Below are 16,806 nucleotides of genomic sequence, written 5' to 3' on the forward strand. Positions count from 1 at the left end.
GCGAGTCTCCTTGCGGTTCGTTGCCAGAGCTCAGCCTAAGAGTCGGGGTCGTCGTAGCGGTATACCCCGGTTACGGGTCAGGCGCTGAACGACGTCGGTTGCGGCGCCGGGCTCGGAGTAGGAGTGACCTCGCTCGCGGGTGCCTGGCCCGGCACCTGGCCGGGCACCGGGGCGGGGGCTCCCGGAGCCGGTGCCGGAGATCCCGGAGCCGGACCGGGCGCGCCCGGCGCCGCCGGTGCGCCTGGCGCCGGCGGCGCGGTGAACGGCAGAATCGACTCCGCCAGCGCCTTGGCTCCGACCTTGTCTACCGGGTTGTTGCCGGTGCCGAGCCATACGACAAACCAGCGCTGGGGCGGACCGGCGGCAGCCGCGTTGGGAGCGCTGACCACACCGGTCCAGATCTGACCGTTGGGTTTGCTGGGATCGCTGAACTTGACCTCGTAGAACGACGAGCTTCCGGTGATCCCGTTGGCGCCGGTGAGTGGGGCGGATTCCTGGTTGATCCGGGTGCCGGGATACGGCATGAAGAACTCACCCATGTCCGAGCCCAGCCGGACGGCGGCCTTCGCATCATTGGCTTCCGCACTGGCATAGAGCTTTTGATCCAGGCGGCCCATCACAATGCGGGTGTCGTTTGCCACCGGCGCGGGCTGACCGGGCTGCGGCGGCGGACCGATCATCTTACTGAGCAGCGCTGAACCGTAGTCGAGGTGCGAGGCGTCCGACTCGGCCCACCCGCCGGGAAGCAAGTAGCTGAAGCCGCCGACGACGTTGGTGATGCGGGCGGCGTTGGGGTCGACGGGCGGTGGCGGCGCCGGGGCGTTGGGATCCACCGGCGGGGGCGGCGGCGGCACCGGCGCGTTCGGGTCACCGGCTGCCGGCTGCCCGGCGGGTGCCGGGGCCCCCGGTGCGGGCGCCGCGGTCGTCGGCGCGGGTGCGCCCGCGGCCGGGGCCGGTGCCGGGGCGGCGGTGGTCGTTGCCGGCACCGGAGTCGGGACCTCGGGATCGGCATGAGCGGGAGCCGGCAACGCGAAGGTGACGGCACTGGCACTGGTCACCGTGGCGATCGCCAGCGTCGCCCACAGGCCTTTGCGACGTGTCGAGTGTGAGTCCACCTGATCCATGGCGACGAACCTACCGTGTTACCGCTGTGACGCAAGGATGCCGTGCTGGCGATGCGCGCGATGTTGCCGGAGCGCAACCTTCGGTGAGTCTGCGCAGTTCACTGCGGGTCGGCGCGGTGCGGTACCGCCGGATACAGCGCCACTTCACGCGCCTTGACCGAAAACCACACTCGGTCGCCCGGGGTCAGTTCCAGCTCGGCGGCGGCTTCGGCGGTGATCTCGGCAGCCAGTCCAGGGGCGCCGTCGGGCTGTTCCGAGCCACGTACCACCATCGCGGGTCCGCGGATGCCCAGCTCGGACACGGTGACCTCGACGCAGTTGCGGGGGCTGCCGTGCGGCAGGTCCCGGTAGACGGCCACCGCCGTCGGTCTGAACACCGCGATCGAGTCCTGCCCGTCGGTCAGCTCGGCGCCCAGCCGCTCGGCGGGGGTTCCGTACCAGCGGGCGCCGGAGCGGGTCCGCAGTGAGCCGTCCGGCCCGACGGTTCCGTTGACCAGGTTGACTCCGGCAATGCGGGCCCCGAAATGGCTGCGCGGAGCGGTGAGCACCTCGGACACCGGGCCGACTTCGGCGACCTTGCCGCCCTCGAGCACCAGCGCCCGATCGGCCAGGGTGAACACGTCGAGCAGGTCGTGGGTGATCAGGACGACCGCGCAGCCACTGCGGGCGACCGCGGTCCGCAACACCGCGCGGATGGCTGCGGCCGCCCCGACGTCCAGCCCGGTCAGCGGTTCGTCGAGCAGCAGCACGTCGGGCTCGGCGGCCAACGCTCGCGCGATCGCCACCCGCTGCGCCTGACCGCCAGACAGCTGTCGCGGTTTGCGGTCGGCGAACTGCTCGGCATCTACCTCGCGCAGCCAGCGCCGGGCCGTCTGCTTCTCGGCGGCGCGAGCCGACCGGAAAAGGCCACGACGGCTGTGCGGCCCGAACGCCACGTTGGCGGCGACGCTCAGGTGCGGGAACAGCAGTGGGTCCTGCAGCAGCAGCCCGACCCGGCGGTCGTGCGGTGCCACGTCGATCCCGGCGGCAGTGTCGGTCAGCACCCGATCCCCCAACCGCACCACGCCCTCATCCGGACGAACGAGGCCGGCGATGACGTGCAGGGCGGTCGACTTTCCCGCGCCGTTGGGTCCCAGCACCGCGAGCACCTCGCCCGCAGACACCGAAAACTCGACATCCAACTGGCGGTCGGCGACCACCGCGCGAAGCTGCAGCTCACTCACCGGCTAGCCCGCCGCTGTTCCGGTCAGCCGGCGAGCGCCCAGGCCGAGCACCACCAGCGCGGCCACCGCGACGAGCAGAACCGACAGTGCCACAGCCGCGTTCGCGTCGGTCACCCGCTGCAGATAGATCTCCAGCGGCAGGGTGCGAGTGACTCCTTGGCGCGAACCCGCGAAGGTCAGCGTCGCGCCGAACTCGCCCAGCGAGCGGGCGAACGCCAGCACCGCGCCGGACGTCAGTCCGGGCAACAGCAGCGGCAGGGTGACCCGCCACCACACCGTGCTGGGGCGTGCCCCGAGCGTGGCCGCGACCACCTCATAGTTGGAGCCCGCCGTGCGGGCCGCGCCCTCCAGGGAAATCACCAGAAACGGCAACGAGACAAAGGTCTGCGCCAGCACCACGGCGGTGGTGCTGAAGGCGATGTGCAAGCCCGCGGCTTCCAAGTACTGCCCGAGCAGTCCGAGCCGGCCGAACGCGTACAGCAACGCAATACCACCCACCACCGGCGGCAGTACCAGCGGCAGCAGGATCAGCGGCCGCAGCAGCCGGACCAGCAGGGCCGTACTACGGGCCAGCACCAGTGCCATCGGCACGCCCAACAGCACGCACAGCACGGTGCTCGCGGCCGCGGTCTTGAGGCTGAGCAGCAGCGCCGTCTTGGACGACGCGCTGGTGATCAGCGACCAGAAATTCGGCCAATCGACCTTGATCGCGATCGCCACCAGCGGCAACACCACGAAGGCGGCTCCCACGGCGGCGGGGGCATACACCCAGCGGGGCAGATTCGTAGGCCGGCGCACGGTTGCGGGTCAGGGTTTCGCGAAGCCGTATTGAGCCAGGATCTTTCGGCCGGCGTCAGACGTCACCAGCGTCACGAACTTCTGCGCGGTCGCCGGTTGCGACGCCTTCTTCAACACCCCGATGGGATAGACGTTGACCGCACCTGCGGCTTCGGGAAAGTTGACCGTCGCGACTTTCTCTTTCGCGTTCTTCGCATCCGTGACGTAGACCAGCGCGGCGTCGGCCTGCCCGGTGGTCACTTTGTTCAGGACGTCGGTGACGCTGGTTTCCTCGCTGACCGGGTTGAGGTGCACGCCGGTGCTGTCTTCGATGCGCTGGGTCGCGGCCCCGCAAGGCACCGGCTGCTGGCAGATCACCACGCTGACGCCCGGCGTGGCCAGATCGGCGAAGGAGCCGATGTTGCGCGGGTTTCCCGGCGCGGTGACGATGACCAGCGTGTTGGCGGCGAAATTCGTCGGGTTCCCGGCGAGCAGCCCGGCCTTGACGAGGGTGTCCATCTGCGCGGTGTCCGCCGACGCGAACACGTCGGCGCTTGCACCCTGCGTGAGCTGGGTGGCGAGTTCGGAGGAGCCGGCGAAGTCGAATTCGACGCCGCTACCGGGATTGTCGGCCTTGAACAGCTGACCGAGCTGGGTGAAGGCCGGCTTGAGCGACGCCGCGGCGAACACCACGATCGAGGCGGACGGCGACGACGACTGGCCGGGCGACGACGACGGTTTCGAGCTACAGGCGACCAGGCTCGCGACGGGGATCGTGCATACCAACCAGGCCAGGACCGCGATCCGACGCATGGTCAGACCCTAGCTCGCGGCGAATGAAGCAGTGACGACCAAAGAGTTATCGAAAATTGTCCGCGCGTCGCGGCGTCCTTAGTTTCCCCTTAGAACTACTGTCCAGTAACATTCGGCGTAGATTGACGCCATACGCGCTGAGATCCCAGGCATCGGTCCTGTGGCGTGACACCATCGGAACCACGACCACATCGCCGAGCAGAGCGTTAACGCTGGTGAATGCCAGTGTCTGGGTTCAACGTTGAACACGAGGAGGATGGCTGTGGAGGTGCTGGTCACCGGCGGCGACACGGATCTGGGGCGGACAGTAGCCGAGGGATTTCGCGATGGCGGTCACAAGGTGACCCTCGTGGGCGCACGGCGCGGCGACCTCGAGGTCGCCGCCAAAGAGCTCGACGTCGACGCTATCGTCTGCGACACCACCGACCCGGCCAGCCTCGAAGAGGCTCGTGGGTTGTTCCCCCATCACCTGGACACCATCGTCAATGTGCCCGATAGCGGCTGGAGCGACGGCGACCCGCGCACCTATTCGCTGTCCGACACCGCCGCCGTCTGGCGCAGTTCGCTCGAGGCGACCGTGCTGTCGGCGGTACTGACGGTGCAAGCCGTCGGCGACCATCTGCGCTCGGGTGGCTCCATCATCAGCGTCGTGCCGGAAAACCCGCCGGCGGCCAGTGTCGACGCCGCGATCAAAGCGACGCTGTCGAGCTGGATCTCCGGACAGGCCGGCATTTTCGGCACTCGCGGGATCACGGTGAACGCCGTGGCGAGCGGGCGCAGTGCTCAAGCGGGCTACGAAGGTCTTTCGCGCACACCGCCTTCCGTCGCCGACGAGGTCGCACGGTTGGCGTTGTTCCTGACGACCCCGGCGGCCCGCCACATCACCGGCCAGACCCTGCACGTCAGCCACGGCGCGCTTGCGCGTTTCGCCTAGAAAGCATTAAACGGGGCCAGATCCCTTGTGCCCCTAAGTTTTTGGTGACACGCAACCTGGACACGGCTGCCGACGGCGGCTGTCCGGTATGTAACCAAAGTCGCATTCGGCTTCCGGCATGACGCGAATCACGTTGGCGCGACCAGCGGTAATGGATTGTGTGGTTAATTGCACAGGCTTACGACCTGGGTTTCGGGGCGGCGGAATGACTAGCGTTATAGCTAACTGAGACCGCGCGCCACGAAGCCCCACCAGGAGCACCCAAAGCAATGAGCCCACAGCAAGAAGGCACAGCTGATCCGAAGCGACGCCATCAGGTCGTCATCATCGGATCGGGATTCGGTGGACTCAATGCGGCAAAGAAACTCAAGCACGCCGACGTCGACATCAAATTGATCGCCCGCACCACTCACCACCTGTTCCAGCCGTTGCTGTATCAGGTGGCGACCGGCATCGTGTCCGAAGGCGACATCGCCCCGCCCACCAGGGTGGTCCTGCGCAGGCAGCGCAATGTCCAGGTGCTGCTCGGTGACGTCACACACATCGATCTCGCCGGCAAGTTCGTCGTATCGGACTTGCTGGGTCACACGTACGAAACTCCTTATGACAGCCTGATCGTCGCGGCCGGCGCCGGCCAGTCCTACTTCGGCAACGACCAGTTTGCGGAGTTCGCCCCCGGCATGAAGTCGATCGATGACGCACTCGAGGTGCGGGGCCGCATCCTGAGCGCCTTCGAGCAGGCCGAGCGGTCTCGCGATCCGGAACGGCGGGCCAAACTCTTGACGTTCACCGTCATCGGGGCCGGACCCACTGGCGTCGAAATGGCCGGGCAGATCGCGGAATTGGCGACGCACACCTTGAAAGGGTCGTTCCGGCACATTGACTCCACCCGAGCGCGAGTGATTCTGCTCGACGCCGCCCCCGCGGTGCTGCCGCCGTTCGGCGAGAAGCTGGGCACCCGGGCGCGTGCTCGGCTGGAAAAGATGGGCGTCGAGATCCAGTTGGGCGCGATGGTCACCGACGTCGACCGCAACGGCATCACCGTCAAAGATTCCGACGGCACCATTCGACGTATCGAGTCCGCCTGCAAGGTCTGGTCGGCGGGTGTCCAGGCCAGCGGTCTGGGCAGTGACCTCGCCGACCAGTCGGCGGCCGAACTCGACCGTGCGGGACGAGTCAAGGTGCTGCCCGACCTGTCCGTGCCCGGATATCCCAACGTCTTCGTCATCGGTGACATGGCCGCGGTCGAGGGTGTGCCGGGAGTCGCGCAAGGCGCGATCCAGGGTGCCAAGTATGTCGCCAGCACGATCAAAGCCGAGCTCGCGGGTGCCAACCCGGCCGAGCGGGCGCCCTTCCAGTACTTCGACAAGGGCTCCATGGCCACGGTCTCGCGCTTTTCGGCGGTGGCCAAGGTCGGGCCGCTGGAGTTCAGCGGGTTCATCGCCTGGCTGATGTGGCTGGTGCTGCACCTGGTGTATCTGGTCGGGTTCAAGACCAAGGTCAGCACGCTGCTGTCCTGGACCGTGACCTTCCTCAGCACCCAGCGTGGCCAGCTGACCATCACCGAGCAGCAGGCGTTCGCCCGCACCCGCATCGAACAACTCGCGGTGCTAGCCGCGGAAGCGAAGCGACCTGCCGCTGCCAGACGGGCGAGTTAGCCGACGGGCCCGCGGGGCTCGAGATTCTGCAGTCGTACTTGCCCGCGGGCGACGACCTTTTGGTTGTCGTCGGTGATGGTGACCAACCACAGCTGCTGGCGCCGGCCGCGGTGAATCGGCTCGGTGACGCCGTAGACGGTTCCCGAGCCGATCGAACGCAGGAAGTCTGTGTTGTTGTTTACGCCAACGACCTCGCCGCCGCCCTGGGTGGTGAGCCACGTATAGGCCGACACGCTGGCCATGCTTTCCACCATCGAGCAGTAGACACCGCCATGGACCAGGCCCATCGGCTGCAGCAGTTTCGGTGTGACCTCGAGTTGGGCGCGGGCACCGTCCGGGCCGAGCTCGGTGAATCGCAGGCCCAGCTCGGTATCGAATGGTGCGGTGAAATCGGGCGGGATCACCGCGTCTGGTGACGTTGACACGCTTTGTTGTCTACACCATCGCCGAATCCGGTGATCACGGTCGGTCGTGAAGTGGTGGCAAAGAACAGGCGAGCCCCGTGCGCAAAGGCACGGGGCTCGCCGATCGAGTAGACCGGGGGTCACTGCAGCCCTCAGGACACTCCGGCGGTCTGTTGCGCTCGACCTCCTTGAGTATAGGCAAGGCTGCCCTAACTTTGCAAGAGGTAGGCTGTGAACTATGCCGGCCGGGTGCACGTGTAGCCGTGGTCGGATAACGAATAGCCCGGCCGTCTTTACGACCGCCGGTAGTAAGCCGGAGTACGCTTGTTTCAACGCTGATGGAGATGAACGAACTATGGCCAAGCTGACACGGCTAGGGGACCTGGAACGCGCAGTGATGGACCACTTGTGGTCCATGCCCGAACCGCAGACGGTCCGTCAGGTGCATGAAGCGCTGTCGGCGCGCCGCGACCTCGCCTACACCACGGTGATGACCGTGCTGCAGCGGCTGGCCAAGAAGAACCTGGTATCCCAGATCCGCGACGACCGGGCGCACCGCTACGCACCCGTGCACGGCCGCGACGAGCTGGTCGCCGGGCTGATGGTGGACGCGCTGTCGCAGGCCGAGGACCCTGGCGGCCGGCAGGCCGCGCTGGTGCATTTTGTCGAGCGCGTCGGTGCCGATGAGGCCGAAGCGCTGCGCCGTGCCCTTGCCGAACTGGAAGCCAATCAACGCAATACGCCATGAGCTGGCGCTAGACCGGCGCCCTGAGGGACACTAGTGATGTGTCCGCGATGGCCTTTACCTTCCTCGCGGTGCTGCTGATTGGTCCAACGCCAGCCCTGTTAGCGCGCGCGTCCTGGCCACTGCGTGCCCCGCGTGCGGCGATGGTGCTGTGGCAAGCCATCGCTGTGGCCGCCGTGCTTTCCACGTTCAGCGCCGGCATCGCGATTGCCACCCGAATCCTTATGCCGGGCCCCGACGGGCGTCCCACGGCCAGCGTCGTCGGCGCCGCGGGGCGGCTCGGTTGGCCGCTGTGGACGGCCTACATCGCGGCCTTCGCGCTGACCGTGCTGGTCGGTGTGCGTCTGGTGGTGTCCGTCCTGCGGGTCGCCATCGCCAACCGGCGCCGGCGGGCGCACCACCGAATGCTGGTCGACCTGGTGGGGGTCGGGCACGATGCGGCCCTTTCCCAACCCTGTGCCCGCACCCGCGACCTGCGCGTGCTGGAGGTTGCCGAACCGCTGGCCTACTGCTTACCCGGCGTCCGCAGCCGGGTGGTCGTCAGCGAAGGGACGCTGACCAAGCTCAACAACGACGAAGTCTCGGCCATCCTGACCCATGAGCGGGCGCATCTGCGTGCCCGGCACGACCTGGTGCTGGAAGCGTTCACCGCGGTGCATGCCGCGTTCCCGCGGCTGGTCCGCAGTTCCAATGCGCTGGGCGCGGTGCAGCTGCTGGTCGAGCTGCTCGCCGACGACGCCGCGGTGCGTGCGGCCGGGCGCACTCCCCTGGCCCGCGCACTGGTGGCCTGCGCAGCCGGTCGGGCGCCGTCGGGGGCGCTGGCCGCGGGTGGTCCCAGCACCGTGGTGCGGGTCCGCCGATTGTCCGGGCGGGGCAACAGCGTGATGCTTTCGGCGGCCGCGTACCTGGCCGCGGCGGCCGTTCTGGTGGTGCCCACCATCGCGCTCGCGGTGCCCTGGCTCACCGAGCTCAAGCGACTGTTCAACCTCTAGCGCAGCCCACAGCGAATCCCTTTGGCGGACCGGAACTCCGCTGTGCCACAGTGTGACGGAAACCGTGTAGCAAAAAGTTCTCCAACCTGAGAGGCGAAGACATGAGTGCCTTGGACTCCAAGGATTCGAAGACTGGTACCGCGCAGATCGGCGTCACCGGGCTGGCGGTCATGGGCTCGAATCTCGCCCGCAACTTCGCCCACCACGGCTACACCGTGGCGCTGCACAACCGATCGATCGCCAAGACCGACGCACTGCTCGCCGAGCACGGCGACGAGGGCAAGTTCGTGCGCTCGGAGACCATCGAAGAGTTCCTGGACGCGCTCGAGAAGCCGCGTCGGGTGATCATCATGGTCAAGGCGGGCGACCCCACGGACGCGGTGATCAATGAACTCGCCGACGCCATGGAATCCGGCGACATCATCATCGACGGCGGTAACGCCCTCTACACGGACACCATCCGTCGCGAGAAGGCGATCCGGGAGCGTGGGCTGCACTTCGTCGGCGCCGGCATCTCCGGCGGCGAGGAAGGTGCGCTGAATGGTCCGTCGATCATGCCGGGCGGACCGGCCGAGTCCTACAAATCGCTGGGGCCGCTGCTCGAAGAGATCTCCGCGCACGTCGACGGCGTGCCGTGCTGCACCCACATCGGCCCCGATGGCGCCGGGCACTTCGTGAAGATGGTGCACAACGGCATCGAGTACTCCGACATGCAGTTGATCGGCGAGGCCTACCAGCTGTTGCGCGACGGACTGGGCAAGTCCGCACCCGAGATCGCCGATGTCTTCGCCGAGTGGAACGCCGGCGACCTGGACAGCTATCTCATCGAGATCACCGCCGAGGTGCTCAAGCAAACCGATGCCAAGACCGGCAAGCCGCTGGTGGACCTGATCCTGGACGAGGCCGAACAGAAGGGCACCGGCCGCTGGACGGTGAAGTCCGCGCTTGACCTCGGCGTGCCGGTCACCGGTATCGCCGAGGCGGTCTTCGCCAGGGCGCTGTCGGGTTCGGTGGCCCAGCGCAAGGCCACCACCGGACTGGCCTCCGGCGATCTCGGCGAAAGGCCTTCCGACGCAGCACAATTCACCGAGGATGTGCGCCGCGCGCTGTACGCGTCGAAGATCATCGCCTACGCCCAGGGCTTCAACCAGATCCAGGCCGGCAGCATCGAGTACGACTGGAACATCACCCCCGGCGACATGGCCACCATCTGGCGCGGCGGCTGCATCATCCGGGCCAAATTTCTCAACCGCATCAAAGAGGCCTTCGACGAGAACGCCGACCTGCCGTCGCTGATCGTCGCGCCCTACTTCCGCGAAGCCATCGAGGCATCGATCGACAGCTGGCGCCGCGTTGTGGTCAAAGCCACCGAGCTCGGCATCCCGATCCCCGGGTTCGCCTCGGCGCTGTCGTACTACGACGCCCTGCGCACCGAGCGGCTGCCCGCCGCGCTGACCCAGGGCCTGCGTGACTTCTTCGGCGCCCACACCTACGGACGCATCGATGCCGACCCGGACAAGCGCTTCCACACGCTGTGGAGCGGCGACCGCAGCGAAGTGCCGGCGTAGCGCGGACATAACAGGGGGCGAGTGCGATGAAGTATCTGAACGGCGACCGGCCCGGCTACGACCTGACCTATAACGACGTGTTCATCGTGCCGAACCGGTCCGATATCGCGTCGCGGTTCGATGTCGACCTGTCCAGCAGTGACGGCTCCGGCACCACGATCCCCGTGGTCGTCGCGAACATGACGGCGGTGGCCGGGCGGCGGATGGCCGAAACGGTCGCGCGGCGCGGGGGCATCGTGATCCTGCCGCAGGATCTTCCGATCACGGCGGTTCAGCAGACCGTGGAGTTCGTGAAGAGCCGGGACCTGGTGCTCGACACCCCGGTCGTGCTGTCCCCCGACGATTCGGTGTCCGATGCGCTCGCGCTGATCCACAAGCGGGCGCACGGCGCCGCCGTGGTGGTCTTCGAGGGCCGCCCGATCGGCCTGGTCACCGAGGCGTCGTGCTTCGGCGTGGATCGTTTCGCCCGGGTGCGCGACGTGGCCGTGTCCGACTTCGTCAGCGCCCCGCTGGGCACCGAGCCCCGCAAGATCTTCGACCTGCTGGATCACGCACCGATCGAGGTCGCCGTCATCACCGCCGCGGACGGCAAGCTCGCCGGCGTCCTGACCCGCACGGGAGCGGTGCGCGCCGGTCTCTATACCCCCAATACCGACGCCGTGGGCCGGCTGCGCGTCGGCGCGGCGGTCGGCATCAGCGGTGACGTGGGAGCCAAAGCCCGTTCGCTGGCCGAAGCCGGCGTCGACATGCTGGTCATCGACACCGCGCACGGGCATCAGCAACGGATGCTGGACGCGATCAGATGCGTGGCTTCGCTGGAACTGGACCTGCCGCTGGCCGCCGGCAACGTCGTTTCCGCGCAGGGCACCCGTGACCTGCTGAGTGCGGGAGCCACCATCGTGAAGGTCGGCGTCGGGCCCGGCGCGATGTGCACCACCCGGATGATGACCGGTGTCGGGCGCCCGCAATTCTCCGCCGTACTCGAATGTGCCACTGCTGCAAGGGAACTCGGCGGTCACGTGTGGGCCGACGGCGGGATCCGGCATCCGCGGGATGTCGCGCTGGCGTTGGTCGCCGGGGCGTCGAACGTCATGATCGGGTCGTGGTTCGCCGGCACCTACGAGTCGCCCGGCGACCTGATGCGCGACCGCGACGACCAGCCGTACAAGGAGAGCTACGGCATGGCGTCCAAGCGGGCGGTGGTGGCGCGCAACGCCGCGGACAGCGCGTTCGACCGCGCCCGTAAAGCGTTGTTCGAGGAAGGCATTTCGAGGTCGAGGATGAGTCTGGACCCCGACCGTGGCGGCGTCGAGGATCTGATCGACCACATCACCTCGGGTCTGCGCAGCACCTGCACCTATGTCGGTGCCACGAACCTGGCGGAGCTGCACGAGCAAGCCGTCGTCGGGGTTCAGTCGGCCGCGGGCTTCGCCGAGGGCCACCCGCTGCCGCTGGGGTGGTAAACGGGCCAGATGTCTTCGCTACCATGTGAATTTCTAGATCTGCACGCCCGCAGCAGCGCGCTGCGTGGCATCAACCGAAAGGGATGACGTGCCGCAGGCACCCGTCGAGCCCGTCGGCATCCGGGCAACGCGGAAACCCGCTCGACTTTCATCTCCTGGGCCAGCGCGTTAGCCGCCAGCCATGAATGTCACGGTCACCCTCGTCAGCGTGCTCGCCATCGCGCTGCTCATCTTCGGCAACGCGGTCTTCGTGGCGGCAGAATTCTCGCTGACCGCGCTGGACCGCGCCACCGTCGACGCCAATGCCCGCAAGGGCGGTCGGCGCGACCGCTACATCCAGCGCGCCCAGGACCGGCTGTCCTTCCAGCTCTCGGGTGCCCAGCTCGGCATTTCGATCACCACCCTGGTGACCGGTTATCTGACCGATCCGATGGTCGCCGACCTGCCGCACCCGTGGCTGGACGCTCTCGGCGTGTCGGATCAGCTGGCCGACGGCATCACCGCGTTCATGGTGATGGTGGTCGTGACCTCGGTGTCGATGGTCTTCGGCGAGCTGGTCCCGAAGTATCTGGCCGTGGCTCGCCCGCTGTCGACCGGGCGCGCCGTCGCCGGGTTCCAGCTGATGTTCTCGCTGCTGTTCACTCCGGTGATCCGGCTGACCAACGGCGCAGCGAACTGGATCGTCCGCAAGATGGGTATCGAGCCAGCCGAAGAACTGCGGTCGGCGCGCTCACCGCAGGAGTTGCTCTCGCTGGTGCGTAGCTCGGCCCGCGCCGGAGCCCTGGATCCCGCCACGGCCGCGCTGGTCCGGCGGTCGCTGCAATTCGGCGCCCGCACCGCCGAGGAGCTGATGACGCCGCGGTCGAAGATCGTGGCGTTGCAGACCGACGACACCGTTAGGGACCTGATCGCCACCGCGGCCGAATCCGGGTTCTCCCGCTTCCCCATCGTCGACGGCGATCTCGACGAAACCGTGGGCATCGTGCACGTCAAGCAGGTTTTCAATGTTCCGCCCGCCGAGCGCGCATCGACGCTGCTGACCACGCTCGTGCAGACGGTGCCGGTGGTGCCGTCGACCCTGGACGGTGACGCGGTGATGGCCGAGATCCGGGCCAACCCGTTGCAGACCGCGATGGTCGTCGACGAATACGGCGGCACGGCGGGGATCGTGACGGTCGAGGACCTGATCGAAGAGATCGTCGGCGACGTGCGCGACGAACACGACGATGCCACACCGGATGTCGTGGCCGCGGGCAACGGCTGGCAGGTTTCGGGTTTGCTGCGCACCGACGAGGTGGCCGCCGCCACCGGCTACCGGGCTCCGGAAGGTCCGTACGAAACGATCGGCGGCCTGGTGCTGCGCGAACTCGGCCACATCCCGGAGGTCGGCGAGACCGTCGAGCTGACTGCGCTCGACGGGGATGGCTTGTTGGACAGCGAAATCCGCTGGCAGGCGACCGTGATCCGGATGGACGGCCGCCGGATCGATCAGGTCGTGCTGACCGAACTGAGCAGCCGCAGCGAAACACGCGCCGAGCCGGGCCAGCGATGAACGACACGCTCGGAGTGCTGCTGGCGATCCTGCTGATCGCCACCAACGCCTTCTTCGTCGGCGCTGAGTTCTCGCTGATCTCGGCCCGGCGCGACCGGCTGGAAGCGCTGGCCGAACAGGGCAAGAAACGGGCGGTAACCGTGATCCGCGCCAGTGAGCAATTGGCCTCGATGCTGGCCGGGTCGCAGCTGGGCGTCACGGTGGCCTCGCTGCTGCTGGGCCGTATCGGTGAGTCGGCCGTGGCCAACCTGCTGCATTCGGCTTTCGGGTTGACCGGGATTCCCCTGGCGTTGCGCCACACGTTGTCGTTCGTGATCGCGCTCGCGTTGGTGGTCACACTGCACGTGCTGTTGGGCGAGATGGTGCCCAAGAACATCGCATTGGCCGGTCCGGAACGCACCGCGATGCTGCTGGTCCCGCCGTATCTGGCTTACGTGCGCGTCGCCCGGCCGTTCATCGTCTTCTACAACAAGTGCGCCAACGCGATCCTGCACCTGCTGCGCGTGGAACCCAAAGACGAGCTCGACATCACGGTCTCGCCCGCCGAGCTGAGCGCGATGATCGCCGAATCGGTGTCCGAAGGGCTGCTGGACCCCGAGGAGCACACCCGGCTGACCCGGGCGCTGCAGATCGGCAGTCGCGTGGTCGGCGACGTGGCCGTCCCGCTCGCGGACATCCGGGCGGTGCCGGTTGCGGCGCCGGGGTCCGGGCCGACGGTCGGCGACGTCGAAAGCGCCCTGACGGAGACCGGCTACTCGCGCTTCCCCGTTGCGGCCGCCGACGGCAGATTCATCGGGTACTTGCACATCAAGGACATGCTGCCGCTGGCCGATGACCCGCAGACGGTCATCGACCTCTCGCTGGTGCGCCCGCTGCCGCGGGTGAGCATCACGTTGCCGCTGGCCGATGCCCTGTCGCGGATGCGTCGCACCAACAGCCATCTGGCGCTGGTGACCGACGGCCGCGGCGTCGTGGCGATGGTGGCGATGGAGGACCTAATGGAGGACCTGGTCGGCAACATGCGCGAGGCGCAGTGAAACCGCCGCCCGCCAAAGAGGGTCCCGTCCAGCCCGTATGATTGAACGGCGCCAGTCCAAGAAGGGGTGAGGGCAAGGTGCGGCGGCGGAACACGCGTTGCCGGAAGGCGCTCCCCAGGGCCCGTCGGGAAGCTCGCGGCAAAGCCCGTCACCCGCACCGTGACCTGCTATTGCGGGTTGGACGCCGGCGATCGTTCGGGCCGTCGGCCGGTAGGCTGACGGCGTAGCTAGTTGGGGCCAGTCGGGAGTCGAGTGGGACCGATGAGGCAACTATGGAGGAGAAAAATGACTGACCGCGTGTCGGCGGGGAATCTGCGCGTCGCCCGAGTGCTCTACGACTTCGTGAACAACGAGGCCCTGCCCGGCACCGACATCGACCCTGACAGTTTCTGGGCCGGCGTCGACAAGGTGGTCACCGATCTCACCCCGCAGAACCAGAGTCTGCTGAACACTCGCGACGAACTGCAGGCGCAGATCGACAAGTGGCACCGGCAGCGCGTCATCGAGCCGCTCGACGCCGAGGCCTACCGCCAGTTCCTCACCGACATCGGGTACCTGCAGCCCGAACCTGACGACTTCACGATCACCACGTCGGGGGTGGACGACGAGATCACCACGACCGCCGGCCCGCAGCTGGTGGTGCCGGTGCTCAACGCGCGTTTCGCGCTGAACGCCGCCAACGCCCGCTGGGGCTCCCTGTACGACGCCCTGTACGGCACCGATGTCATCCCGGAGAGCGACGGCGCCGAAAAAGGCAGCAGCTACAACAGGATTCGCGGCGACAAGGTGATCGCCTACGCCCGCAACTTCCTCGACCAGGCGGTGCCGCTGGCGTCGGGCTCGTGGGTGGACGCCACCGGCCTGAGCATCGAGGACGGCCAGCTGAAGATCGCCCTGGGTGCGGAGTCCACGGAGCTGGCCGACCCGGAGAAATTCGTCGGGTACAGCGGCGAGCTCGGTTCCCCCAATTGGTCGGTGCTGCTGGTCAACCACGGACTGCACATCGAGATCCTGATCGATCCCGAGTCGCCGATCGGCAAGACCGATGCGGCCGGCATCAAGGACGTGGTCCTGGAATCGGCCGTCACCACGATCATGGACTTCGAGGACTCGGTGGCCGCCGTCGACGCTGACGACAAGGTGCTGGGCTACCGCAACTGGCTCGGCCTGAACAAGGGCGACCTGTCCGAAGAGGTCAGCAAGGACGGCAAGAGCTTCACCCGCGTGCTCAACGCCGACCGCACCTACGCCACCCCGAACGGTGGCGAGCTGACCCTGCCCGGGCGCAGCCTGCTGTTCGTCCGCAATGTCGGGCACCTGATGACCAACGACGCGATTGTCGACGCCGACGGCAACGAGGTGTTCGAGGGCATCATGGACGCGCTGTTCACCGGTCTGACCGCGATCCACGGACTCAAGACCGGCGACGCCAACGGTCCGCTGACCAACAGCCGTACCGGTTCGATCTACATCGTCAAGCCGAAGATGCATGGCCCCGCCGAGGTGGCGTTCACCTGCGAGCTGTTCAGCCGCGTCGAGGATGTGCTGGGCCTGCCGCAGGGCACGATGAAGGTCGGCATCATGGACGAGGAACGCCGCACCACCGTCAACCTCAAGGCCTGCATCAAAGCGGCCGCCGACCGGGTGGTGTTCATCAACACCGGATTCCTGGACCGCACCGGCGACGAGATCCACACCTCGATGGAGGCCGGTCCGATGATCCGCAAGGGTGCGATGAAGAACACCACCTGGATCAAGGCCTACGAGGACGCCAACGTCGACATCGGGCTGGCCGCCGGCTTCTCCGGCAAGGCCCAGATCGGCAAGGGTATGTGGGCGATGACCGAGCTGATGGCTGACATGGTCGAGCAGAAGATCGCCCAGCCGAGGGCCGGCGCCACCACCGCGTGGGTGCCCTCGCCGACGGCGGCCACGCTGCACGCGATGCACTACCACCAGGTGGACGTGTTCGCCGTGCAGAAGGAGCTCGAGGGCAAGAAGCGCACGACCATCGACGAGTTGCTGACCATCCCGCTGGCCAAGGAACTGGCCTGGGCGCCCGAGGAGATCCGCGAGGAGGTCGACAACAACTGCCAGTCGATCCTGGGCTACGTGGTGCGCTGGGTCGACGCGGGCGTCGGCTGCTCGAAGGTGCCCGACATCCACAACGTGGCCCTGATGGAGGACCGCGCCACGCTGCGGATCTCCAGCCAGCTGCTCGCGAACTGGCTGCGCCACGGCATCATCACCAGCGAAGATGTCCGCGCCAGCCTGGAGCGGATGGCCCCGCTGGTCGATCAGCAGAACGCCGGCGACGCCGCCTACCAACCGATGGCGCCCAACTTCGACGACAGCATCGCGTTCTTGGCCGCCCAGGAACTGATCCTGTCCGGTGCGCAACAACCCAGCGGCTACACCGAGCCGATCCTGCATCGGCGACGGCGTGAGCTCAAAGCCCGCGCCGGTGCCTGATTCGGGCTCACCGGGACAGATGACGATTCGACGCAGAGGCAGCG

14 protein-coding genes are annotated in these 16,806 nt (G+C 67.4%); 9 read left to right on the top strand and 5 right to left on the bottom strand.

Features of this window, described 5'->3' with window-relative positions; all coding sequences use genetic code 11:
* Positions 1-77: 77 nt before the first annotated feature.
* From ACAG21_RS17765 to modA, 4 genes are all read right to left on the bottom strand, one after another.
* Positions 78-1,124 carry an alanine and proline-rich secreted protein Apa gene (locus ACAG21_RS17765; RefSeq protein ID WP_370497567.1) on the bottom strand — a complete coding sequence of 349 codons (1,047 nt, stop codon included), beginning with the start codon at positions 1,122-1,124 and terminating at the stop codon, positions 78-80.
* Between the two features lie 98 nt (positions 1,125-1,222).
* A complete protein-coding gene (locus tag ACAG21_RS17770; protein ID WP_370497568.1) occupies positions 1,223-2,347 on the bottom strand; it encodes a sulfate/molybdate ABC transporter ATP-binding protein in 1,125 nt (374 codons plus the stop codon).
* Positions 2,348-2,350: 3 nt separating this feature from the next.
* Entirely contained in the window at positions 2,351-3,145 is a 795-nt protein-coding gene (locus ACAG21_RS17775; protein ID WP_370497569.1) for an ABC transporter permease, read from the bottom strand.
* Positions 3,146-3,154: 9 nt separating this feature from the next.
* Positions 3,155-3,937 carry a molybdate ABC transporter substrate-binding protein gene (gene modA, locus ACAG21_RS17780; protein ID WP_370497570.1) on the bottom strand — a complete coding sequence of 261 codons (783 nt, stop codon included), beginning with the start codon at positions 3,935-3,937 and terminating at the stop codon, positions 3,155-3,157.
* Positions 3,938-4,193: 256 nt separating this feature from the next.
* Between modA and ACAG21_RS17785 the strand changes: the two genes are divergently transcribed.
* Positions 4,194-4,871: an SDR family oxidoreductase gene (locus tag ACAG21_RS17785; protein WP_239719764.1), complete on the top strand. Its 678-nt coding sequence runs from the start codon at positions 4,194-4,196 to the stop codon at positions 4,869-4,871.
* A 269-nt stretch (positions 4,872-5,140) separates the two neighbouring features.
* Positions 5,141-6,529 (top strand): NAD(P)/FAD-dependent oxidoreductase, encoded by a 1,389-nt coding sequence (locus ACAG21_RS17790; RefSeq protein ID WP_370497571.1) that lies wholly within the window; start codon positions 5,141-5,143, stop codon positions 6,527-6,529.
* Here the strand turns inward: ACAG21_RS17790 and ACAG21_RS17795 are convergent.
* Positions 6,526-6,954 (bottom strand): PaaI family thioesterase, encoded by a 429-nt coding sequence (locus ACAG21_RS17795; RefSeq protein WP_370497572.1) that lies wholly within the window; start codon positions 6,952-6,954, stop codon positions 6,526-6,528. The genes ACAG21_RS17790 and ACAG21_RS17795 overlap by 4 nt on opposite strands.
* 334 nt (positions 6,955-7,288) lie before the next feature.
* Here ACAG21_RS17795 and ACAG21_RS17800 point away from each other — a divergent pair, with 334 nt between their 5' ends.
* The 7 genes from ACAG21_RS17800 (at position 7,289) to ACAG21_RS17830 (ending at position 16,762) form a co-directional block, all read left to right on the top strand.
* Positions 7,289-7,681, top strand: coding sequence for a BlaI/MecI/CopY family transcriptional regulator (locus tag ACAG21_RS17800; RefSeq protein WP_370497573.1), 393 nt, complete (start codon positions 7,289-7,291; stop codon positions 7,679-7,681).
* Positions 7,682-7,719: 38 nt separating this feature from the next.
* Entirely contained in the window at positions 7,720-8,670 is a 951-nt protein-coding gene (locus ACAG21_RS17805; RefSeq protein ID WP_370497574.1) for a M56 family metallopeptidase, read from the top strand.
* A 101-nt stretch (positions 8,671-8,771) separates the two neighbouring features.
* The gene (gene gndA / locus ACAG21_RS17810) at positions 8,772-10,238 is read left to right on the top strand and encodes an NADP-dependent phosphogluconate dehydrogenase (RefSeq protein WP_370497575.1); all 1,467 of its coding nucleotides are present in this window, start codon (positions 8,772-8,774) and stop codon (positions 10,236-10,238) included.
* Between the two features lie 26 nt (positions 10,239-10,264).
* Entirely contained in the window at positions 10,265-11,701 is a 1,437-nt protein-coding gene (locus ACAG21_RS17815; protein WP_370497576.1) for a GuaB1 family IMP dehydrogenase-related protein, read from the top strand.
* A gap of 181 nt (positions 11,702-11,882) precedes the next feature.
* On the top strand, positions 11,883-13,253 hold the full coding sequence (locus tag ACAG21_RS17820) for a hemolysin family protein (RefSeq protein ID WP_370497577.1): 1,371 nt from the start codon (positions 11,883-11,885) through the stop codon (positions 13,251-13,253).
* The gene (locus tag ACAG21_RS17825) at positions 13,250-14,290 is read left to right on the top strand and encodes a hemolysin family protein (protein WP_370497578.1); all 1,041 of its coding nucleotides are present in this window, start codon (positions 13,250-13,252) and stop codon (positions 14,288-14,290) included. Before ACAG21_RS17820 ends, ACAG21_RS17825 begins: the two co-directional genes overlap by 4 nt.
* Before the next feature lie 285 nt (positions 14,291-14,575).
* On the top strand, positions 14,576-16,762 hold the full coding sequence (locus ACAG21_RS17830; RefSeq protein ID WP_370497579.1) for a malate synthase G: 2,187 nt from the start codon (positions 14,576-14,578) through the stop codon (positions 16,760-16,762).
* Positions 16,763-16,806: the final 44 nt, after the last annotated feature.

It is taken from the genome of Mycobacterium sp. pR1184 (assembly GCF_041287235.1).
Lineage (GTDB): Bacteria > Actinomycetota > Actinomycetes > Mycobacteriales > Mycobacteriaceae > Mycobacterium.